The following is a 21,349-nucleotide window of genomic DNA, read 5'->3' as shown; positions in this document are numbered from 1 at the left end:
TCCCCCGAAGGCGACGTCCGCCCAGACCGCTTCCCCCGGTGCCGGACTCTGGCTCGGACTGTCAGACTGCCGCTCCCCGGGACCGGACGCCTGAGTCGGGGGCTACTCAAGTCGCCCTGTATCAGAACTGAGTAACCGTGCTCCTGTTGACGTGACGACTTACGATCAGGACGCCAAGACGCTGGAACTGCCCTGGCCCTTCACCGGCCGCGAGGACGAACTCGAGCTGGTCCGGAGCTCGTTGGCCGCCCGGCGGCACGGCATCGTGGTGACCGGGCCCGCCGGCTGCGGCAAGACCAGGCTGATCGGCGAGGCGGTCCGGGGCACGGACCGGGCCCGGGTGACCGGGACGCCCGAGACCCGCGGGCTGCCCTTCGCCGCCTTCGCGCACCTGCTGCCCGACACCGTCTCGCTGCACCGCGCGGTCCAGCTCCTGTCCGGTGTGCGCCTCCTCGTCGTCGACGACGCCCATCTCCTCGACGAGGCCTCCGCCGCGCTCGTCCACCAGCTCGCCGTGCACGGACGCACCCGCCTGGTCGTGGCGGCCACCGACGGCGCCCCGGCGCCGGGCGCCGTGACCCGGCTGTGGACGGGCGAACTGCTGCCCCGGCTGTCCCTGGAGCCGCTGCCCCGGGAGGACACCGCCCAGCTCCTCGCCACGGCCGGCCTGGAACCGCTCACTGCCGACCGGCTGCACCGGCTGTGCCGGGGCGATCTGCGGCTGCTGCGCGATCTGCTGGGCGCACTGCGCGCGTCCGGCCGGCTGACCCGCGTCCCCGACGGCGACGCATGGGCGTGGCGTGGCCCGGTCCCCGTCACCGCGACCGTACGGGAGCGCCTGGCGGCCGTCCTGGACCGGTCCGGACCCGGTGAACGCGAGACCCTGGACCGCCTCGCCTTCGCCGAGCCCCTGCCGCTCCCGCTGGACGACCTCGACCTGGGCGTCCTGGAGGACCTGGAGGCGCACGGCCTGATCCACGTCGACGAGCGCGGCGGTGTCACGCTCGCCCACCCCCTGCACGGCCCGGCCCTGCGCGCCACCGCCGGCCGGCTGCGGGCCCGCCGACTGGCACCCGCGCCGGACCGGCTGGGGCCCGCCCTGGAGGCCGAACGCGCCCTGTTCGTACGGCGGCTGGAGCGGCACTGCGTGACGGCCGTACCGACGCCGGTGGGGGACTGGCTGCTGGCCGAGGAACTGCCGGTGCCCGCTCGGTACGCCGCCGTACGCGCCCGGTACGCCCGGCTGCGCGGAGAGCTGCGGGAGGCCGCGGCCTGGGCCCGGGAGGGGCTGCGCCAGGAACCGGGGGATGCGGCCTGCCGCAGTGAACTCGCTCAATCTCAGGGCCAGTTGGGTGCCGCCGCCGAAGACGGCCTGTGGGCCGCGGCGGCCCGGGGGGACATCGACGGCGCCCTGGCCGCGATCGCCGGGGACGAGGCGTTCGCGCTCTACGACGCCGTACGCCTCGGTGCTCCCGAACGGGTCGCCCGGCGGCTGCCGGCCGGCGGGGTGCTGGCCCGGCACGCCGAGGCGCTCGCCCGGGGCGACGGGCAGGGTCTCGACCGGGTGGCGCAGGAGCTGGAGGAGCGGGGCTTCGCGCTGTTCGCGGCGGAGGCGTGCGCGCAGGCCGTGCGCGCCCACCGGGAACCGCGGGCCGCCCGGCTCTCCCGTACCCGCGCGGTCGCGCTGGCCCGCCGCTGCCAAGGGGCGCGCACTCCGGCGCTCTCCGGACTCGTCCTCGGTGAACTCACCGCGCGGCAACGGCAGATCGTCACCCTCGCGGCGGCGGGCCTGAGCAACCGGCAGATCGCCGAACGGCTGACGCTGTCCGTCCGGACGGTCGGGAACCATCTGTACAGCGCGTACACCCGGCTGGGGGCGAGTGACCGGGGAGCCTTGCCGTGGCTGACGGACGTGCCGGAGGCCGAGCCGGCGTGACCTCGCGCACGCCGCGGCCGTGCACCCGCGCTCACGCCGCCCCGAACGCCGCGAACGCCCACCCCGTCGCCTGATGGACCGGGTCGGCGGGCTGGGCGGCGCGGGCGTCGCGCAGCGACTCGGCGAGGGAGAGGCCCGCTTCCAGGCCCTTGTGCAGGGCGAGCATGAGGGGGACCACCGCCGCGTCGTTCACGGGGGCGCTGCTCGCGACCACTCCGGCTGTGCCCAGGGGGAGCAACGCGGTGACGAGGCCCAGGAGTTCGTCGGCGCCGACCGAGGCCAGGCGGGCGGTGTCACAGCTGGAGAGGATGATGCGGTAGGGGCTGCGGGTGAGGCGTTCGAAGTCGTGGACGATCAGCGGGCCGTCGGCCATCCGCAGGGCGGAGAACAGGGGGCTGTCCGCGCGGAAGGTGCCGTGCGCCGCGAGATGGGCCAGGGCCGCGCCGTCGAGGTGCTCCAGCACGCGCGGGACCTGCGCGGCCTCGCCCTCCAGGACGGTGGCCGTGCCGTCGCGGCCGGCCAGTTCGGGTACCTCGGCGCCGCCCGTGGCGAGGCCCGGGCCGCGCACCAGGACGTGCCGGCCGCCGGGCGGCGGCTCGGTCTCCCGGGCGCGCAGCCAGCTGCCCGCCGACGGCGACACGCTCAGCACCCGCTCCCGCAGTGCCGGCAGTAGCGCCCACGGCACCCGGTGCAGCGCGCCCGGCGGCACGATCACCACCGGCCCGGACCCGAGGTGCGGTACGGCGTCGGCCAGCAGCAGCTCCTGCAGGCGCCGGCCCGCCGCGGCCACCAACGGCAGCCGCGCCTCGCCACCCGGGTGGGCGAGTCGCCGTAGCCCCGCCTGTACGTGTTCGGCCTCGGCCACCGCCTCCGCGAGCGACCCGCCCGCGAACCGCCGTACCCGGCCCCGCCCGCACAGCAGGACGTGCACCCGCCCGTCCACCACCGCGAGTTCGACCAGCCGGGTCCCGCCCAGCCGGTCCAGCAGCCGGCCGGTGTCGAAGCGGTCGCCGGACCCCGGCGCGTCCCCGCGCATGTGGTGGGTGCGGGAGCGGATCTCCCGCTCCAGGCGCCGTTGTTCACGCTCCAGGGCGGGGACCGGGCGCCCCTCCCTGCGCGCCTCCTCGGCGCGCGCGGCGATCTCCCGGTAGGCGGTGAGGCCCCCGAGCAGGGCCGGGTCGGCGGGCGGCCGGGCGGGCGGCGCGGACAGTACGGTGGCCCGCCAGCGCTCGCTCCACTCCAGCAGCCGCCGCGGGCTGCCCTGGGCGAGGCTCGCCTCCTGCGCCAGCGCGGCCAGTTCGGCGCCCTGCGCGGTGGCGCGGGCCCGCAGCTCGGAGGCGCCGAGGGTCATCCGGTGGTCGTCCAGCACGTCCAGGCCGCGCCGGCACGCCTCCAGCACCCCGCGCGCGGAGCCCGCCGCCCGCGCCCGCAGCGCCTGCGCGGCCCAGCCGGTCATACGGGCCGGCGGGGGACCGCCGTGCCGGCTGCGCGCGGCCGCTGCCAGGTGCCGTTCCGCGTCCGCAGGCCGGCCCAGCGCGAGCGCGATCCGTCCGGCCAGCAGCGAGGCCTCGGGGGCGGCGGGCGAGCCGAAGGACGCCAACTGCTCCGCCACCGCCGCCGCGTCCGCGACCAGCCTGCCCGACCCGCGCCCGGCCGCCGCGCGCGCCTCGGTCAGCACCAGCCGGGCATGCGTCTCCCACCAGTTCCGGCGCTGCCCCGCGAACAGCCGTACGGCGTCGGCGGCGCGGGCGATGGCGGTGCGCGGATCGCCGGCCGAACGGGCCGCCCGCGCGGCGGCGAGCAGCAGCTCGGCCTTGCGCGTGGACTGCCCGCCCATCCGGTCCAGCAGGGCGATCGCCGTGTCCGCCTCGGCGAGCGCCTCCGGGGCGAGCCCCGCCGCCATCAGCACCTCGCAGCGCCGGATGGACAGCATGAACGTGGGTGTGCCGAGCTTGGCGTACCGCTCCTCCGCCTCGTCCAGCAGCCGGAGCGCCACCGGGATGTCCCCGGAGCGGAACGCGGCCAGGCCCCGGCTCTCCACCGCGTCCGCCTTGTCGTGCTCCTGGCCCGTGGTGTCCCACAGCCGCTCGGCCGCCGTGAAGTCCGCGTCGGCCCGGTCCACCGCGCCCAGCGCCAGATGCACGGTGGCCCGCAGGGTCAGCGCCCGCGCGGTCCAGATGTCGTCCCCGGCCTGGCGCAGCACGGGCAGGGCCCGCCGCACGTCCTCCAGCGCCTCCCGGTGATGCCCCAGCACCCACCACACGTAGGCCCGCCGGAACAACACCCGCGCCCTGGTGTGCCCGCTGCCCCGCACGACCCCCTGCTCGAACGACGCGAGCCCCTGCCGCGTGCGCCCCGCGTGCACCAGTGCGACCCCCAGCGTGGCGAGCACGTCCGCCTCCCGCTCGGCCGACTCGGCCCGCGCGGCGAGGTCCCGGGCGCGGCGCAGATGCCGCAGCGCGATCTTCAGGTCGCCGAAGTCCCGCTGCCAGATGCCGAGTACCTGGTGGGCGACGCTGGCGTGCAGCGGCGGCGGAGCGGCGTGCAGGATCCGTTCCGCGCGTGCCCGGGCCTCGCCCGGGTCGGCGAAGACCATCGGCAGCAGTTCGAGTACCGGCTCGCTTCCCGCTGTCACTCCTCGCATGGTAGTGGCCTGGGCAAACCCGTCACACGGGTTCTCCGTGGTCCCTTCGTACCAGTGCCGGCGACTCCGTTCCCCTGTACCGGCGCGCCCGCCGGCTGTATCAATCGGACGTCCGGCGACTCTGACTGTCGGACACCGGCTCAGGGGGAGGACACCATGGCACCACAGCGATTCCGTGAGCAGTTCGACCACATCCAGCGCTCCATGCCCGGCATCCCCCTGGCGATGGGACCGGACGACACCGAAGAGTTCCTCTACGAGAAGGGGGTCGTCCTCGCCCGCGACGGCGAGGAGGCCCGTCTGGTCGAGGACGCCGTGCGCCGCCACTTCACCGACACCCAGGGCCTGGTGCCCGACCATGTGCGCCGCGCGGCCCCGCAGACCAACCGCACCGGCGTCACCCGGATCCAGGTCGCCCGTCCCGACCAGGGCGAGGACGTCGTCCCGCACGCCCTGCGCGCCCTGCGCGAGGCCGAGGGCCGCCAGGGCCGCCGGCTGGTCAGCCGCAACCACGTGGTGCACATCGCGGTCAACGCCTGCCCCGGCGACGAGCCGGTCCCCGCGCCCCGCAGCGGACCGCCCAACCCCGCGCCGGACGAGGGCCCGTACGACCCGGACACCGCCGTCGGCGTCCTCGTCGTCGACACCGGCCTCGTGCACGACCACGCTTCCTACCCGCTCCTCGCCCACACCACCGGTGACCCGCAGACGAGCGAGACCGATGCCGACGGGGTGCTCCGGCAGTACGTCGGCCACGGCACGTTCATCGCCGGAGTCCTAGCCGCCGTCGCGCCCAACACCGACATCACCGTGCGCGGCACGCTCAGCGACGCCGGAGCCGTCCTGGAGTCCGAGTTCGGGGCCAAGCTGTTCGAGGCCGTCGACGAGGGCGGCTGGCCCGACATCATCAGCCTCTCCGCGGGCACGCCCACCGGCGGCACCGAAGGCCTCATCGGACTCGACGCGTTCATGCGCGAACTGCGCGACCAGCGCACCCTGCTGGTCGCGGCCGCCGGCAACAACGCCGCCGACACACCGTTCTGGCCGGCCGCCTACGCGTCCCTTCCCGAGTACGAGGACAGCGTGCTGTCCGTCGGCGCGCTGCGCGGGGACGGCGAGTCCGGCGCCTGCTTCAGCAACCACGGCTCCTGGGTGCGGGTCTACGCCCCCGGCGAGCGCCTCACCAGCGCCCTCACCGGCTTCGCCACCCCGGTCCCGTACGTCTACCAGCACTCCACCTACGACGCCTGCCGGTTCGGCTTCGACTACGCCTGCACCTGCCGGTCCCCGCGCCACATCGGCGTGTTGAGCGAGGCGAGCGAGAGCACCGGCGCCAAGCCCGACCAGGTGATGTTCGACGGGCTCGCGCAGTGGAGCGGCACCTCCTTCGCCACCCCGGTCGTAGCCGCCCTCGTCGCCGCCCACATGACGGCGCACAAGGAGCGCGACCCGCGCGCGGCCCGCGCACAACTGCTCGCCTCCCTCACGGAGACCGCCGATGTGCGCGGGGCGCAGGCTCCGGCGCTCCGTCCGCCCACCTGGCGCCCGGTTCCGGTCATGATCCCGGAGCCGCCCGCATGAGGGCCGGAACGCTCCACTCCGCGGCGTACGATGACGTGCCGTACACGAGGGGTGGAGCCGTGGACCGAACAGAGGTCGGCGCGCTGGTCAGGTCGGCCGTCGACGGCGACGGCGCGGCCTGGAAGGCGCTGGTGGAGGGGCTGAGCCCGCTGGTCTGGTCGGTCGTGCGCGCGCACCGGCTCTCGGACGCCGACGGGCACGAGGTCTACCAGACGGTGTGGTTCCGCTTCGCCCAGCACCTCGGCCGGATCCGGGAACCCGACAAGGCCGGTTCCTGGCTGGCCAGTACGGCCCGGCACGAGTGCCTGAAGGTGCTCAAAGGGCTGGCGCGGCTGACCCTGACGGACGACCCGCAGGTGCTCGACCGGGCCAGCGAGGAGCGTACGCCGGAACAGTCGCTGATCGACTCCGAGGAGGAGGCGGACCGGGCCGAGCGGATCCGCCGGCTGTGGCAGGAGTTCGAGGAACTCGGCGAGCGGTGCAGGCAGTTGCTGCGCGTGCTGATGGCCTCGCCACCGCCCAGCTATCTGGAGGTGTCGGCCGCCCTCGGCATCGCGGTCGGCAGCATCGGGCCCCTGCGCCAGCGCTGTCTGCGCCGGCTGCGGGCCCGGCTGGACGCCCGAGGGGCGGTGTGAGGGGCATGGACGACAAGGAGTTCCCCGGCGGCGAGTCCGGCGACTTCGGCGAGTTCCACGAGCTCGGCCAGTCCGGCGAGTTCGGCGAGGGCCGCCTGGGCGGGGACGGTTTCCGTGACGGCGACCCGCCAGGCCCGGACGTCCCCGAGGAGGGCTTCGACGCCGCCGGGTTCGACGGCGACCTGCTGGAGGAGGAGCTGCGCCGGGCGGCGGCCGTGCTGGACCCCGTCCCCGAGGGGCTGATCCAACTCGCCCTGGACGCCTACGCGTTGCACGACCTCGACGCCCGGGTCGCCGAGCTGGCCTTCGACTCGCTGGTGGACGCGCTGCCGGTCAGGGGCATGCCCGAGGCCCCGCGGATGCTGACCTTCCGGGCCGGGGATCTGACCCTCGACGTCGAGGTCACCGGCGAGGGTCTGATCGGCCAGGTGCTGCCGCCGCAGTCGGCGCGCATCGAGGTCCTCGCCGGCCCGCGTACGGCCCGGCCGGTCGAGGTCGACACCCTCGGCCGCTTCACCAGCGACGCACCGCCCGCCGGCCCGTTCGCCCTCAGGCTGCGCACCGGCGGCGAGGTGATCGTCACCGAGTGGCTGCGCGCCTGACACGGCCGTAGGGCGCGTGGCCGTACGGCGCCGGGCCGGGGCCTGTCCGCTTCAGGTCAGCGCGCCTGGACGGCGTCCACGAGCGCGGCCAGGGCGGCGGCGAGCCGCTCCAGCCCCGGCCCGGCGGGACCGCCGGGCTCGGTCATGTAGGTGTCCCGCCGGATCTCCACCATCAGCGCGCTCACCCGCGGCTCCCGCCCGTAGTAGTCCAGCGGTACGTACGTCCCGCTGAACGGGCTGTCCAGCCCCGTCTCCCCGCACCCCGCGAACGCCGCCCGCGCCATGTCCAGCAGCTCCGGCGGGGTGTGGAAGGCGTCCGTGCCGAGGCAGACGGGGGGACGCGGACCCGCGCCGTGCAGCTCGTACGGCAGCGGCTCGGTCGGATACGAGTGCACATCGATGACGACGGCCCGGCCGGTCGCCGCGAGCCGCCCCGCCACCGCCTCGGTCATCGCCCGCGCGTACGGCCGGAAGTACTGCTCGACCAGCGGCTCGGGGTCGGTGCCGGCGGGCCGCAGCTCACCCCGGTGCGTGGTGCGCGTGTACACGGCCCCCATCCCCACCGCGAGCATCTCCTCCCGCTCGTCCGGGAACCGCTCCGGGTCCACCACCAGCCGCGACATCCGGTTCACGAACCGCCAGGGGGTCGCCCCGGCCAGCTCGGCCGCCCGCTCGGCGATCTCCGCGGTGTGCGCGTCGGTGATGTGGTCGAGCTCCCGCTCGAGCGCCCCGTCGTCCAGCAGGATCCCCCTGCGCACCTCGTCGGGTATCGCGCGCGCGGAGTGCGGCACGTGCAGCAGCACGGGCGACTCGGCGGAACCGGGCAGAAGGGCGAACGAGGGGGCGGGTTCGGTCATGTGCTGCTCCCAGGGCGTGGTCAGTGGTGTGGTGCAGGATCAAGGTGTCACACCAGCACGGAGCGAGGGCGGGCGGGAGCATGCCGATCAGCAATCCCCGGGTGGCCGGGCACCCCTTTCTGGAGGGGCTGTACGAGGACGGGTACTTCCCGGACCATGTCGTGGACAAGGGCCGGGCGATCCTGCTCGCCTTGTGCGAGCGCATCGAGGCGGAGCGACCCGCCGGCCTGGCCGCGCTCTACCGGCTGACGCACGCCGCCACCGAGGAGTTCAACGCGCTGGAGGCAGAGTTCGAGGCGGCCGGGAGCGAGATCGAGACCGTGGCCCGCGAGGAGATAGGCGGCGACTTCTGGTTCGTCGCGCAGGCCTACGGCTTCGGGGACGCGGACGCGGAGGATCTGATTGCCCCCCGTGAGTGGTGAGCGCTCGCACGGTTCACCGACGCCGGACATGCCTCCGCCCCGGCCGGGGGTACCAACCGGGGCGGAGGTTCACTCACAGCTGCGGCTCAGGCGCCGCGGGCGTCAGCTCAGGGAAGCCAGGGCCTCGTTCCAGGTGGCCGACGGGCGCATGACCGCGTCCGCCTTGGCCTTCTCGGGCTTGTAGTAGCCGCCGATGTCGGCCGGGGAGCCCTGGACGGCGAGCAGCTCGTCGACGATCTTCTGCTCGTTCGCCGCGAGGGTCTCGGCGAGCGGCGCGAACGCCTTCGCCAGGTCGGCGTCGTCGGTCTGCCGGGCCAGCTCCTGCGCCCAGTACAGGGACAGGTAGAAGTGGCTGCCGCGGTTGTCGATGCCGCCGACGCGACGGGTCGGGGACTTGTCCTCGTTGAGGAAGGTCGCCGTGGCGCGGTCGAGGGTGTCGGCGAGGACCTTGGCGCGGGCGTTGCCGGTGAAGTCGGCGTACTGCTCGAAGGCCGGGACGAGGGCGAAGAACTCGCCGAGCGAGTCCCAGCGCAGGTAGTTCTCCTTGACCAACTGCTGGACGTGCTTCGGCGCGGAGCCGCCGGCGCCCGTCTCGAACAGGCCGCCGCCCGCCATCAGCGGGACGACCGACAGCATCTTGGCGCTGGTGCCCAGCTCCAGGATCGGGAAGAGGTCGGTCAGGTAGTCACGCAGCACGTTGCCGGTGACGGAGATGGTGTTCTCGCCGCGGCGGATGCGCTCGATGGACAGCTTGGTGGCCTCGACCGGGGGCAGGATCCTGATGTCCAGGCCCTCGGTGTCGTGCTCCGGCAGGTACTGCTTGACCTTCGCGATGAGCTGCGCGTCGTGGGCGCGGTCCTCGTCCAGCCAGAACACGGCCGGGTCGCCGGTGGCGCGGGCGCGGGTGACGGCCAGCTTGACCCAGTCGCGGATCGGGGCGTCCTTGGTCTGGCAGGCGCGGAAGATGTCGCCGGCGGAGACGGTCTGCTCCAGGACGACGTTGCCGGCCTGGTCGACCAGGCGCACGGTGCCGGTGACCGGGATCTCGAAGGTCTTGTCGTGGGAGCCGTACTCCTCGGCCTTCTGCGCCATCAGGCCGACGTTCGGGACGGAGCCCATGGTCGACGGGTCGAAGGCGCCGTGGGCCCGGCAGTCCTCGATCACGGCCTGGTAGACGCCCGAGTAGCTCGCGTCCGGCAGGACGGCCAGGGTGTCGGCCTCCTGGCCGTCGGGGCCCCACATGTGGCCGGAGGTGCGGATCATCGCCGGCATGGAGGCGTCGACGATGACGTCGGACGGGACGTGCAGGTTGGTGATGCCCTTGTCGGAGTCCACCATCGCGAGGGCCGGGCCCTCGGCCAGCTCGGCGTCGAAGGAGGCCTTGATCTCGTCGCCGTTCGGCAGGGACTCCAGGCCCTTGAAGATGCCGCCCAGACCGTCGTTCGGGGTGAGACCCGCCGCGGCGAAGGTCTCGCCGTACTTCGCGAACGTCTTCGGGAAGAACGCGCGCACCACGTGACCGAAGATGATCGGGTCGGAGACCTTCATCATCGTGGCCTTCAGGTGCACCGAGAAGAGGACGCCCTCCTCCTTGGCGCGGGCGATCTGGGCGGTCAGGAACTCGCGCAGCGCGGCGACCCGCATGACCGAGGCGTCGACGACCTCGCCCGCCAGGACCGGTACGGACTCGCGCAGCACCGTGGTGGAGCCGTCGTCGCCCTTCAGCTCGATGCGCAGCGAGCCGTCCTCGGAGATCACCGCGGACTTCTCGGTGGAGCGGAAGTCGTCGGCGCCCATGGTCGCCACGTTGGTCTTGGACTCGGGGGTCCAGGCGCCCATGCGGTGCGGGTGGGTCTTGGCGTAGTTCTTCACCGAGGCGGGGGCGCGGCGGTCGGAGTTGCCCTCACGCAGGACCGGGTTGACGGCGGAGCCCTTGACCTTGTCGTAGCGGGCGCGGATCTCGCGCTCCTCGTCGGTCTTCGGGTCGTCCGGGTAGTCCGGCAGCGCGTAGCCCTTGGCCTGCAGCTCGGCGACGGCGGCCCGCAGCTGCGGGATGGACGCCGAGATGTTCGGCAGCTTGACGATGTTGGCCTCGGGCGTCTTGGCCAGGGCGCCCAGCTCGGCCAGCGCGTCCGGGACGCGCTGGTCCTCGGTCAGGTACTCCGGGAAGTGGGCGATGATGCGTCCGGCCAGCGAGATGTCGCGGGTCTCCACGGCGACACCGGCCTGCCCGGCGTACGCCTGGACCACCGGCAGGAACGAATGCGTCGCGAGGGCCGGGGCCTCGTCTGTGTAGGTGTAGATGATGGTCGAGTCAGTCACCGGGTGCTCCGCTCCACGTCTGCAACATTGCTCGACATCAAGATATCTCGTGATCGAGGAAGGCTCGACAGGGGTCCGGAGTCGAAAACGCGCCGCGTCGCCCTGACCGCCTGATCAGGGGAGGTGGCCGGGGGCGCCCGTGATCTCGCGTTCGATCCACCGGCAGATCACATCCACCACGTACACATGTTCGGCGCGGCTCAGCTCCCGGCCCTGGGGGATCCCGTGCCAGCGCTGCAGACAGCCGCGGCAGCAGGTGGCGGTCGCGTGCTGGGCGACGAAGACCGGGTGGCCCCGGTACGGGGTCTGCTTGCCGTCCTTGTAGGGCTCGGCAGGGGCCAGCCGCCGGGCGATCAGGTCGTACGCGTGCCACCGGATCGTGGCCGGCCCCTTCAGTTCGGCGGTCGCCCGGTCCCGCCCCCGCAGGTGGAACTTCGCCCGGAACGGCTGCCGCCCGATCGCGTCCAGCCGGGCGTCGAGCGTGCGGGGCGCGGGCGCGGGGCCGGGGCCGGGGCCGGCCCCGGGAAACGAGGGGCCCTGGGGGTTCGAGGGGTCCTGAGGGTTCGGGGGAGAAGCCATGACCCTTCGAGCGTAGCCCCGCCGGCCCCGGCTCCTCCCCGCGGCGTCACTGGTCCGTGAACGCCGACTCCGAGGCCACGTCCTCCCCGCTGCGCTGCTGCGGGATCACCACCGCCCCCTGCTGGAGCGAGACGCTGCGGGTCGGGGCCGGGATGCGAATGCCCTCCTCGCGGTAGCGGCGGTGCAGGCGCTTGATGAACTCGTGCTTGATCCGGTACTGGTCGCTGAACTCGCCGACGCCGAGGATCACCGTGAAGCCGATGCGCGAGTCGCCGAAGGTGTGGAAGCGGATGGCGGGCTCGTGGTCCGGCACGGCACCGGTGACCTCGGTCATCACCTCGGCGATCACCTCGGTCGTCACCCGCTCGACGTGGTCCAGGTCGGAGTCGTAGCCCACGCCCACCTGCACCAGCACGGTCAGCTGCTGCTCGGGCCGGGTGAAGTTGGTCATGTTGGTCTTGGCGAGCTGCCCGTTGGGGACGACCACCAGGTTGTTGGACAGCTGGCGAACCGTCGTCTGACGCCAGTTGATGTCCACGACATAGCCCTCCTCGCCGCTGCTGAGCCGGATGTAGTCGCCCGGCTGCACGGTCTTGGAGGCGAGGATGTGGATACCCGCGAACAGGTTGGCGAGGGTGTCCTGGAGCGCCAGCGCGACGGCGAGACCGCCGACGCCCAGGGCGGTGAGCAGCGGCGCTATGGAGATGCCGAGCGTCTGCAGCACCACCAGGAAGCCGATCGCCAGGACCAGCACACGGGTGATGTTGACGAAGATGGTGGCCGAACCCGCCACGCCCGAGCGGGACTGGGTGACCGTACGGACCAGGCCGGCGACCACCCGGGCCGCGGACAGCGTCACCACGAGGATCAGCCACACCTGGAGGAACTGGTTGACGTGGTGCTGGACGGTCCGGGTCAGCGGCAGCACGGCCGCGGCCGCCGAGGCGCCGCCCGCGATCGCGGCCCACGGGACGACGGAGCGCAGTGCGTCCACGATGACGTCGTCACCGCTCCACTTGGTCCGCTTGGCGTGCTTGGCCAGCCAGCGCAGCAGCGTGCGGGACAGGAAGGCCAGCACCAGTCCCGCGGCCAGGGCGATGCCGGCGAGGACGAGGTCGTCCAGGGTCAGCGCGCGGTTCACCGGTCACCTCCAGGACACAAGGCGGCTGCACGGAGCCTGTTGTGAAGTCTCGTCACGTTGTCACCTGCTCGATGTCCGGAATGTGCGAACGCGTCGCCGCCGGATGGTCGGCAGTCGACGCGACCGCTCATCCTGCCTTACCCGGCACACTAGTTCGCACCGGGACCGGCGTCACAGGTGCCTTGTCAGACGATCCCCTCCGCGAGTTCGGCCTGGTCGCGGTCGCTGCCGTAGGCGGCGGTGGTGGGCCTCTCCATCCTGTCCCGTCGATCGTGCCGGTCATGGTCAGCCGGACACCGGCCGCAGGTCTCTCACAGGTCCGCGAACGACCCGTGCCGTCCCGCGCCCCCGGTGAAGCGGGCCGCGCCCTGCTGGGCCTCGGCCAACGCGGCCATGCCGTGGTGGAGTTCGCCGCGCATGGCCGTCTCCTCCTCCAGCCCGTCCTGCTCCAGCGCCGACGCCCGGTCGCCGCGCAGGCAGGTCTGGGGGAAGCGGGCGATGGCCGCTGCCAGATCCTCGGCCTCGGCGCGGGCGTGGCCGGTGGGGACGAGGCGGTTGGCGAGGCCGATGTCGTAGGCCTCGCGGGCCGGGACCGGGCGGCCGGTGAGGATCATGTCCATGGCCCGGCCGGCGCCGACGATGCGGGGCAGTCGTACCGTACCGCCGTCGATCAGCGGGACGCCCCAGCGGCGGCAGAACACCCCGAAGACGGCGTCCTCCTCGGCGACCCGGAGATCGCACCACAGGGCCAGTTCGAGGCCGCCCGCCACGGCGTGGCCGGCGACGGCCGCGATCACCGGCTTGGACAGCCGCATCCGGGTCGGCCCCATCGGCCCGTCGCCCTCCTCGGCGACCCGGTTGCCGCGCTCGGTGCCGATCGCCTTGAGGTCGGCGCCCGCGCAGAACGTGCCGCCCTCGCCCCACAGCACCGCCACACGGGCGTTGTCGTCGGCCTCGAAGTCCCGGAAGGCGGCGGCGAGTTCGGCGGCCGTGGGGCCGTCCACCGCGTTGCGGACCTCGGGGCGGGACAGGACGACCGTGGTGACGTGCTCCTTGTGCTCCACGCGGACCGGCACGGCGGATGCTCCTTCTCGGGCGGCGGCTCGGACCGCCACTCTGCCTCAGATGACCTTCAGCCGCACCAGCGCCCCCAGCGTCAACGCCCCCGGCACCAGCGGCACCCAGACCGTGATGATGCGGTAGGCGAGCACCACCGCCGTGGCCACCGCCACCGGGCCGCCCGCCGCCACCAGGGCCACGATCAGCGCCGCCTCGACGGAGCCGATCCCGCCCGGCGTGGGCACGAGCGCCACCGCCACCGTCGCGGCCAGGTACGCCAGCGCCATGTGCGCCGGCGGCACCGGCAGCCCCAGGGCTCGCCCCACCGCCACCAGACCGGCGGCCTGCAGCGCGGGGAAGGCGAACGAGCCGCCCCACAGCGCCAGCGCCCGCGCCGGACGCGTGTGCACCGAGCGGGCCTCGCCGAGGGCGGTGCGCAGGAAGCGGAGCACGGGCGTGCGCAGGCGTCGTACGAGGGCCAGCGCGGCCACCGCCGCCGCGAGGACCGCGCCTCCGGCGGACAGCACCGGTCCGACGTCCGCGTCGGGCAGCAGCGTGCCGAGCCGCAGCGCGTCGGGGAAGGCGAGCAGCAGCGCGGCCAGCAGGCCCACCCGGCCGACCGACTCGGCGAGCAGGTACAGCGCGAGCGCGGCGGAGGAGCGGGCCAGCGGCACCCCGCACACGCTCATGAACCGCAGGTTGACCGCGCCCGCGCCGAGCCCCGTCGGCAGCAGGTGGTTGGCCGAGCCCGCCGCGAACTGCGTGGCCAGCAACCGCCACCGGGGCAGCGGCTGGATGACGGCGCCCTGCCGGGAGAAGGACGCGGCGACCCAGGTCAGGCAGGTGGCGCCGCCCGCCGCCAGCAGCCAGGGCCACTCGGCGGTCCGCAGCTGGCCGAAGCCCTCGACGAGCACGGACCGGTGCCGGACCGCGACGATCGCGACGAGCAGGACGGGAAGCAGGCACAGGATCTGCCGCACGGGGACGCGCCGGGCGAGCCGGCCGAGGCCGGCGAGGCGTCCCTCACGGAGGCCGGCGAGGCCGGGGACGTCGCGGCGGCCGGGGAGGTCGGGGAGTCGTACCGCTGTCACATCCGGAGAGGTTTTCCATGCCACGTCAACAACGGATGGCGCGGGCGCGGACGGCGGCTTACGGACGGGCAGCGGATGAGCGCGGGAGGGAAGGATCATGGGAGCCCTGGGGGGACGGAGGTGCCGGCCGGGGTGAAATGGCGAGGACGTTGACCTCAACGACGCTTGAGGTCCTACGTTCTCTCCATGAGCATGGAGACCACCGCCTGGACGCAGCTGCACAGCGTGATGACCGCACAGCAGGAACGCCGTCCCTTCGCCCGCGCCACGCTGCGCCGCATCGCCGCCTTCGCCCGTCCGCACCGCGCCGGCATCGTCCGGTTCGTCCTGCTCGGGGTGGTGACCGCACTGCTCGCCGTCGCCACCCCCGTACTCGCCGGCCGCGTCGTCGACGCGATCGTGGCGGGTCACGACTCCGGGACGGTCGTCCGGCTCTCCCTGCTCATCGCGCTGGTCGCCCTCGTCGAGGCGGGGCTCGGCATCCTCGGACGGCGCCTGTCGGCGACGCTCGGGGAGGGGCTGATCCTCGACCTGAGAACGGCTGTGTTCGATCATGTGCAGCGCATGCCCGTCGCGTTCTTCACCCGTACCCGTACGGGCGCGCTGGTCAGCCGGCTCAACAACGACGTGATCGGCGCCCAGCGGGCCTTCGCCAACACCCTGTCCGGCGTGGTCACCAACGTGGTGACGCTGCTGCTCACCCTCGCCGTGATGCTCACCCTGTCCTGGCAGATCACCCTGCTCGCGCTGGTGCTGCTGCCGGTGTTCGTGGTGCCCGCCCGCCGCATGGGCAGCCGGATGGCCCGGATGCAGCGGGAGGCGGCGGCGCTGAACGCGGCCATGGGCACCAGGATGACGGAACGGTTCTCCGCGCCCGGTGCCACCCTGGTCAAGCTGTTCGGCCGCCCCGAGGAGGAGTCGGCCGAGTTCGCGGCCCGCGCCGCCCGCGTCCGTGACATCGGGGTGCGCACGGCGACGGCCCAGTCGGTGTTCATCACCTCCCTCACCCTGGTCTCCGCGCTCGCCCTGGCCCTCGTCTACGGCCTCGGCGGCTGGTTCGCGCTGCACGGCACCCTGGAGGCGGGTTCGGTCGTCTCCCTCGCCCTGCTGCTGACCCGGCTCTACGCCCCGCTGACCTCGCTCGCCGGGGCCCGTGTGGAGGTGATGAGCGCGCTGGTCAGCTTCGAGCGGGTCTTCGAGGTGCTCGACCTGAAGCCGCTCATCGAGGAGAAGCCGGACGCCGCCGACGTGCCCGAGGGCCCGGTCGCGGTCGAGTTCGAGGACGTCACCTTCTCCTACCCCTCGGCCGACCAGGTCTCCCTGGCCTCCCTGGAGGAGGTCGCCTCCCTCGACACCCGCGGCGGCGCCGAGGTGCTGCACGGCATCTCCTTCCGCGCCGAACCCGGCCAGACCGTGGCCCTCGTCGGCTCCTCGGGCGCCGGCAAGTCCACCATCGCGCAGCTGCTGCCGCGCCTGTACGACGTCGACGCCGGCGCCGTCCGCATCGGCGGCGTCGACGTGCGCGACCTCACCGCGACGTCGCTGCGGGCCACTCTGGGCATGGTCACCCAGGACGGCCACCTCTTCCACGACACCGTCCGCGCCAACCTGCTGCTGGCCCGGCCGGGGGCCACGGACGAGGATCTGTGGGACGCGCTCGGCCGCGCCCGCCTCGCCGAGGTCGTGCGCTCCCTTCCCGACGGCCTGGACACGGTGGTCGGTGAACGCGGCTACCGGCTGTCCGGCGGCGAACGCCAGCGCATGACCATCGCCCGGCTGCTGCTGGCCCGCCAGCGCGTGGTCATCCTCGACGAGGCCACCGCCCACCTGGACAACACCTCGGAGGCGGCTGTCCAGGAAGCACTCGCCGAGGCCCTGGAGGGCCGTACCGCCGTGGTGATCGCCCACCGGCTGTCCACCGTCCGGGCCGCCGACCAGATCCTGGTCGTGGAGGCGGGCCGGATCGTGGAGCGGGGCACGCACGAGGAACTCCTCGCCGTGGGCGGCCGGTACGCGGAACTGCACCGCACGCAGTTCGCCGAGCGCGACGGACACACCGAGGCGCCGACGCCGACGGCTGTGACCGGGATGCCGGAACCGGCCGAGGTGACATCGGCCTAGGGCCGCTTCCCCGCGCCCGCGTCACACGGCGGATGCCGTCGGCGTCTCTTCCCTTCCCCGGCTGGGCGGGGTGGCGGTTGCGCCGTGGGCGGCCAGCGCCTTCTCCAGGCGCCGGATGTGGTAGTACTGCACCCGCGTGGTCCTCTGCAGGGCCATGACCGCGCCGAGGAACTGGTCCATCTCGGTGGCCCGGGTGAGGATGTCGTCGGGCACGTTCTCGTCCCGCAGGCAGGCCTCCGCGTCCTGGCTCAGCACGGCGTGTGCCCAGCCGCGGGTGATCGGCTTGAACAGCTCCGGGTGGTTGGCGACGATCCGGGCCCGGATGGCCAGGTCGTTCTCGGCGGCTTCCAGGTGCAGTCCGGTGTCCTTGTTGCGCGCCCCGAACAGCGGCTCGTGGATGTGGTACGCGTCGAAGCCGTGCTCGGCACAGCCGATCCAGAAGTCCCAGTCCTCTCCGGCGCGCATGTTCTCGTCGTACCCGCCCACGGTCTGCCACGCCTCACGGCGGTACAGCGAGCAGTAGAACATGATCAGCCGCTGGAGCAGCAGTTTTCTGCTGTAGGCGGGGAGCGGCATCACCTGTGGGGGCAGATCGTCGTCGGTGAAGGTGAACACGTCGGTGGAGGCGATGGCGACCTCGGGTTCGCTGTCGAGCACCGCGACGGTCTTCTCCAGCATCGTGGGCGCGATCATGTCGTCGGCGTCCAGGGGAAGGATGTAGCGGCCGGCGGCGGCCGCGATTCCGGTGTTGCGCGCGGCGGAGACCCCGGCATTGGCCTGTCGGAGCAATCTGATGCGCCGGTCGGGGTGCTGGGCGATCAGGCCCTCGGTCACCTCGGCGGTGTCGTCGGTGCTGCCGTCGTCGACGACGACCAGTTCCCAGTCCTCGAACGTCTGGGCAAGGACGCTGGACACCGCATCGGGCAGATAGCGGGCGTAGTCGTGGCACGGGATGACCACCGAAACCACGGGATCGGAGCTCTGGGGCATGCGCCGTCTTTCGCTTTAGGGGGTGGTCAGGATTCCGCGTAGCGGGGTGCCGGCAGCCCCCCTCGGGCCCTGTTGGAGGGCCGTGTCGCAGTGGACCCGCCGGATCACCCGCTCGTGGTGGAGCGCGGTCGCCGCTCCTAGCCCTCGAAGGGGTAGATGTCGAAGGGGTACTGGTGCCCGTGGTGTCCGTAGTCGCAGAACGTGAGGTTGGCGACGGGTGTGCAGCAGTGGTGGTAGTCGGTGATGGTCATGTTGCCGATGGGCGTGCAGCAGTGCACGTAGTCGGTGATGGTTATGTTGCCGATGGGCGTGCAGCAGTGCACGTAGTCGGTGATGGTTATGTTGCCGATGGGCGTGCAGGGGTGCTCGGACCCGGAGATGACGGCGAGATCGCCTGTCGCCTGGTCGGCGTGTGTCGCCGACGTGGCGAGCGAGTCCGAGGCGAGGGCTGCGGCGTAGGCCGTCTCCGCGCCGTTCAGCAGTCCGGCGGTTGCCAGTGCGGCGGGGAGGGCGAGCGAGGATATGACACGGGCTTTCACGGTGGTGCCTCTCTGTCGAGGGTAGGGAGCTGCCCTGCAAGGCCGGTACGTTCCGCGACCGGGCAGTGTCGCCACCGTAAGATTTGCTTACTTTCCGCGTCAAAACGATTACTCCAAGTGTTGGATTCGACGGGCGACGCGTCAGCGCCGGCCCGAGTCGGCCAAGGGGGGTGCACCGGCCGGGAGGTCAGGACGGAGACACGGCCCCGACGCCGGCCGGGTCCGGGACGTGGTGCGGATGCAGCACTTCGAGGTCGGGCAGGGCCCAGCAGGCGGTGCCCATGTCCCGGGCCATCGCGGCCAGGCCCTCGGTCTCGATGAGCTGCTGGTACGGGAAGCACGGGAAGGTCAGGCCGTCACGGTGGAGGTCGGCCCGGACCAGCAGCGCCGTGCCACCCACGGAGTCGACGCGGACCAGCCCCTGTCCGCGCAGCTCGTCGAGGTAGGTCCGGCCGAACCCTCTGGGGGGCTGCAGGATGCCGTCGCGCAGCCATCGGGACCAGTTGAGCGTGCCGGCCCTGCGGTGAAGCACGAACGTGTTGAGGTCGTACGTGGGTCCGCCCGCGGCGGTGGCACAGTGCGGGACGACGATGTCCTTGCGCGCTCCGAGGAGGCGCTGGATCAGGTCGGCCGGACAGTCGGTGACGTCGACGTCCAGCCACAGCACCCACTCCTCGTCGGCAAGGGCCCGGGAGAGCAGATGGTTGCGGGCCCTGGCCAGCACCGACCGGCGTCGGCGCTGCACGCCCGTCTCCCAGCGGGGGCCCTCCATCTGAAGGCCGAAGTCGCGGTGCGCCAGGGTGACCCGCCGGTACTCCGCCTCGAGGCCGGGGAGGACCTGTTGGAGCAGTTCCCGCGTCGTGTCCCTGCTGTCGCCCTCCAGCAGACCCAGGGAGATCGCCTCGCGCGGGTAGTCCAGGGCGCGAAGGTTCTCCAGATAGCGGGGCAGGAACGCGGCCGCGTCCTTGACGGGGGTGAGCACCAGCACCCGTGGCCGCTCGCTCGCCGGGCCCGGGGCCGGCTCCACGGCAGTTTGCGGTCCTTGGGTGCGGGCCACGGCGGCGGGACCCGTCTCGGCGTGGGCGATGTCCTTCGGCTCGATCGGCAGCCGGGTCGCCATGGCCTGCAATCGCTCGACGTAGGCGCCGGGTTCGGCCCAGATCTCGGTCGCCACGTCGAAGTGCTCGGCGAAGTGGGACTCGTCGAACGTATTGCTGCCGTGACACACATAGGTGTACAGCTCGGGCGCGTCGACCGACACTACCCGGCAGCCGCGGACCACCCCTTCCGCCACCGGCGTGTCCTCACCCCGACGCAGTGCCGGATAGCGCGGCAGCCGATCCTTGGCGCACACCATCGACCCCTCCCAGACGCGCGCGCAGGAGATCGCGAGCTTGCGCCGAGCGGGCCACCACAGCCGTTCACGGGCGAGGAAGCAGGCGTCGGCTCCCAGTGCGAGAATCGCCGCCATCTGTGTCTCGACCCGCTCCGGGTCGTACAGGTCGTCGTCGTCCCACTGGCATACGTAGGGCCCGGTCGCCCGGTCCACCGCCTCATTGCGCAGCTCGCCCAACGGCCGCCGCTCCGGGGGGAGTCGATGGTGGCGGATTCGCGGGTCGCCCAGCTCGCGGACGTGCCGTTCGAGTGCGTCGTCCGTGCCGTCCTCGACGACGACCAGTTCCAGGTTCGGGTAGGTCTGCGCGCGGAAGCACCTGATCGCGCGACGGGCTGTCGACGAGCGATCCTTGGTCACCATCAGGCATGACACCGTCGGCGCGGGCGCGCCCGAGGCCCAGCGGCGGCGCTGCGCGTCAAGGCTGAGCATGCCGTCGGCGAGGGGGTGCATCTCCTGGCTCGTCCAGAACGGGAACCGTTTGCCGACGGAGGGCCGTGGGCCCGCGGGGGTGTCCGCCACCCAGCTGCCGGACCAGTGGTGCACGGCGTAGGCGCGTTCGTAGTCGGCCTTCTGAGGGCCGAACAGTTCTGCGGCGTACGGGCTCACCTCGGGGTAGAGGACCTCCGGACCGAGGACCGTGATCGAGGCGGGATCCGGGACGCTTTCGACCGCTCTGGTGAGGAAGAAAGGGCCTGTGGCGTCCAGCGCACTGGACGACTTGTGGGAGCCCACCAACTGCCGGTGCACGTGTGCCCAGAAGGGGTGGCCCGGCCGTGACGCGATGAACGCGTTGCCGACGATGCGGCCGAGTCCGCTCCGGCGGGCGAGCAACAGCCGTGTGTGCGCCTCCGGTTCGCAGCCGAGGACGATTTCGCGCCCGTCAAGGATGTCGTCGACGGGGCTGAGGCACTCGAAGTCCAGGTCGACGTAGAGCCCGCCGAAATGGTCGAGCAGGAAATAGCGAATCGCGTCGGCCCGCATGATCGCTTCTGGATAGCCGTCGTAGACGGGCAGGAACCACGGATAGTGCTCCTGAAGGAATGCGCGATTGTCCGCGTCGGTCCACAAGCGGTACCCCCAGCCGGGATGGCGCCGACGCCAGGAGTCGGCCCACGCGTCCCATTCCGGAGGTACGTCGGAGTCTTTCCAGGTTTGATGGATCAAGGCGGGAATCTTCTGCTGCATCCGCATTGGGACAGTATGGCGATTCACCGGGAAGAGGCGTTTTCCGGTGGACCGGTAGTCAGAACATTCACCCGGGCGGCCCTCGGTGTGCTGCCTCTTCCCGAGCCTGGAGCAGTCGAAGGGTGCTGCTGCCGGCAGCGGTCCGGAGGCCGGCTCGACAGCAAGGGCCGCCCCCTTGACGTCAGTGGTCCGTACCTTTAACTTCACGCCTTAAACAAAGACTCCGGACCGGCTCAACGCCCAGGCCCA

Annotated in this window: 16 protein-coding genes; 6 read left to right on the top strand and 10 right to left on the bottom strand. The window is 72.8% G+C overall.

The window, feature by feature from the left end:
* Positions 1-151: 151 nt before the first annotated feature.
* Positions 152-1,936 carry a LuxR C-terminal-related transcriptional regulator gene (locus ABZ865_RS06790; RefSeq protein WP_361224995.1) on the top strand — a complete coding sequence of 595 codons (1,785 nt, stop codon included), beginning with the start codon at positions 152-154 and terminating at the stop codon, positions 1,934-1,936.
* 31 nt (positions 1,937-1,967) lie between these two features.
* Here ABZ865_RS06790 and ABZ865_RS06785 read toward each other — a convergent pair whose 3' ends face one another.
* Positions 1,968-4,580 (bottom strand): CHAT domain-containing protein, encoded by a 2,613-nt coding sequence (locus tag ABZ865_RS06785; protein ID WP_361224992.1) that lies wholly within the window; start codon positions 4,578-4,580, stop codon positions 1,968-1,970.
* Between the two features lie 156 nt (positions 4,581-4,736).
* On the opposite strand from ABZ865_RS06785, the gene ABZ865_RS06780 reads away from it, so the two are divergent.
* The 3 genes from ABZ865_RS06780 to ABZ865_RS06770 all read left to right on the top strand — a co-directional run bounded on the left by ABZ865_RS06780 (position 4,737) and on the right by ABZ865_RS06770 (position 7,398).
* The gene (locus ABZ865_RS06780; RefSeq protein ID WP_361224989.1) at positions 4,737-6,161 is read left to right on the top strand and encodes a S8/S53 family peptidase; all 1,425 of its coding nucleotides are present in this window, start codon (positions 4,737-4,739) and stop codon (positions 6,159-6,161) included.
* Positions 6,158-6,796, top strand: a complete 639-nt coding sequence (locus ABZ865_RS06775; protein ID WP_361224986.1) for a sigma-70 family RNA polymerase sigma factor — start codon at positions 6,158-6,160, stop codon at positions 6,794-6,796. The genes ABZ865_RS06780 and ABZ865_RS06775 overlap by 4 nt, the downstream gene beginning before the upstream one ends.
* A gap of 182 nt (positions 6,797-6,978) precedes the next feature.
* Positions 6,979-7,398 (top strand): hypothetical protein, encoded by a 420-nt coding sequence (locus ABZ865_RS06770; protein WP_361227188.1) that lies wholly within the window; start codon positions 6,979-6,981, stop codon positions 7,396-7,398.
* 56 nt (positions 7,399-7,454) lie between these two features.
* On the opposite strand, the gene ABZ865_RS06765 is transcribed toward ABZ865_RS06770, so the two are convergent.
* Entirely contained in the window at positions 7,455-8,255 is an 801-nt protein-coding gene (locus tag ABZ865_RS06765; RefSeq protein ID WP_361224983.1) for an N-formylglutamate amidohydrolase, read from the bottom strand.
* An 80-nt stretch (positions 8,256-8,335) separates the two neighbouring features.
* On the opposite strand from ABZ865_RS06765, the gene ABZ865_RS06760 reads away from it, so the two are divergent.
* On the top strand, positions 8,336-8,677 hold the full coding sequence (locus tag ABZ865_RS06760; RefSeq protein WP_361224980.1) for a DUF5713 family protein: 342 nt from the start codon (positions 8,336-8,338) through the stop codon (positions 8,675-8,677).
* Between the two features lie 102 nt (positions 8,678-8,779).
* On the opposite strand, the gene ABZ865_RS06755 is transcribed toward ABZ865_RS06760, so the two are convergent.
* From ABZ865_RS06755 to ABZ865_RS06735, 5 genes are all read right to left on the bottom strand, one after another.
* Entirely contained in the window at positions 8,780-10,999 is a 2,220-nt protein-coding gene (locus ABZ865_RS06755; protein ID WP_361224978.1) for an NADP-dependent isocitrate dehydrogenase, read from the bottom strand.
* Positions 11,000-11,113: 114 nt separating this feature from the next.
* Complete coding sequence (locus ABZ865_RS06750) at positions 11,114-11,578, bottom strand: DUF4186 domain-containing protein (RefSeq protein ID WP_361224975.1); 465 nt, start codon at positions 11,576-11,578, stop codon at positions 11,114-11,116.
* Positions 11,579-11,624: 46 nt separating this feature from the next.
* Positions 11,625-12,719 (bottom strand): mechanosensitive ion channel family protein, encoded by a 1,095-nt coding sequence (locus ABZ865_RS06745; protein ID WP_361224972.1) that lies wholly within the window; start codon positions 12,717-12,719, stop codon positions 11,625-11,627.
* Positions 12,720-13,030: 311 nt separating this feature from the next.
* Positions 13,031-13,795 carry a crotonase/enoyl-CoA hydratase family protein gene (locus ABZ865_RS06740; RefSeq protein WP_361224969.1) on the bottom strand — a complete coding sequence of 255 codons (765 nt, stop codon included), beginning with the start codon at positions 13,793-13,795 and terminating at the stop codon, positions 13,031-13,033.
* A 45-nt stretch (positions 13,796-13,840) separates the two neighbouring features.
* Positions 13,841-14,758, bottom strand: a complete 918-nt coding sequence (locus ABZ865_RS06735) for a lysylphosphatidylglycerol synthase transmembrane domain-containing protein (protein ID WP_361227185.1) — start codon at positions 14,756-14,758, stop codon at positions 13,841-13,843.
* A gap of 303 nt (positions 14,759-15,061) precedes the next feature.
* On the opposite strand from ABZ865_RS06735, the gene ABZ865_RS06730 reads away from it, so the two are divergent.
* A complete protein-coding gene (locus ABZ865_RS06730) occupies positions 15,062-16,990 on the top strand; it encodes an ABC transporter ATP-binding protein (RefSeq protein ID WP_361227182.1) in 1,929 nt (642 codons plus the stop codon).
* A 21-nt stretch (positions 16,991-17,011) separates the two neighbouring features.
* Here ABZ865_RS06730 and ABZ865_RS06725 read toward each other — a convergent pair whose 3' ends face one another.
* From ABZ865_RS06725 to ABZ865_RS06715, 3 genes are all read right to left on the bottom strand, one after another.
* On the bottom strand, positions 17,012-17,980 hold the full coding sequence (locus ABZ865_RS06725) for a glycosyltransferase family A protein (protein ID WP_361224966.1): 969 nt from the start codon (positions 17,978-17,980) through the stop codon (positions 17,012-17,014).
* A 137-nt stretch (positions 17,981-18,117) separates the two neighbouring features.
* Positions 18,118-18,519 carry a hypothetical protein gene (locus tag ABZ865_RS06720; RefSeq protein ID WP_361224963.1) on the bottom strand — a complete coding sequence of 134 codons (402 nt, stop codon included), beginning with the start codon at positions 18,517-18,519 and terminating at the stop codon, positions 18,118-18,120.
* 187 nt (positions 18,520-18,706) lie between these two features.
* A complete protein-coding gene (locus tag ABZ865_RS06715) occupies positions 18,707-21,100 on the bottom strand; it encodes a glycosyltransferase (protein ID WP_361227179.1) in 2,394 nt (797 codons plus the stop codon).
* Between the last annotated feature and the right edge of the window lie 249 nt (positions 21,101-21,349).

It is taken from the genome of Streptomyces sp. NPDC047085 (assembly GCF_040643735.1).
Classification (GTDB): domain Bacteria; phylum Actinomycetota; class Actinomycetes; order Streptomycetales; family Streptomycetaceae; genus Streptomyces.
Note: the sequence above shows the minus strand (reverse complement) of the source record. Positions and strands in the feature narration are given on the sequence as shown.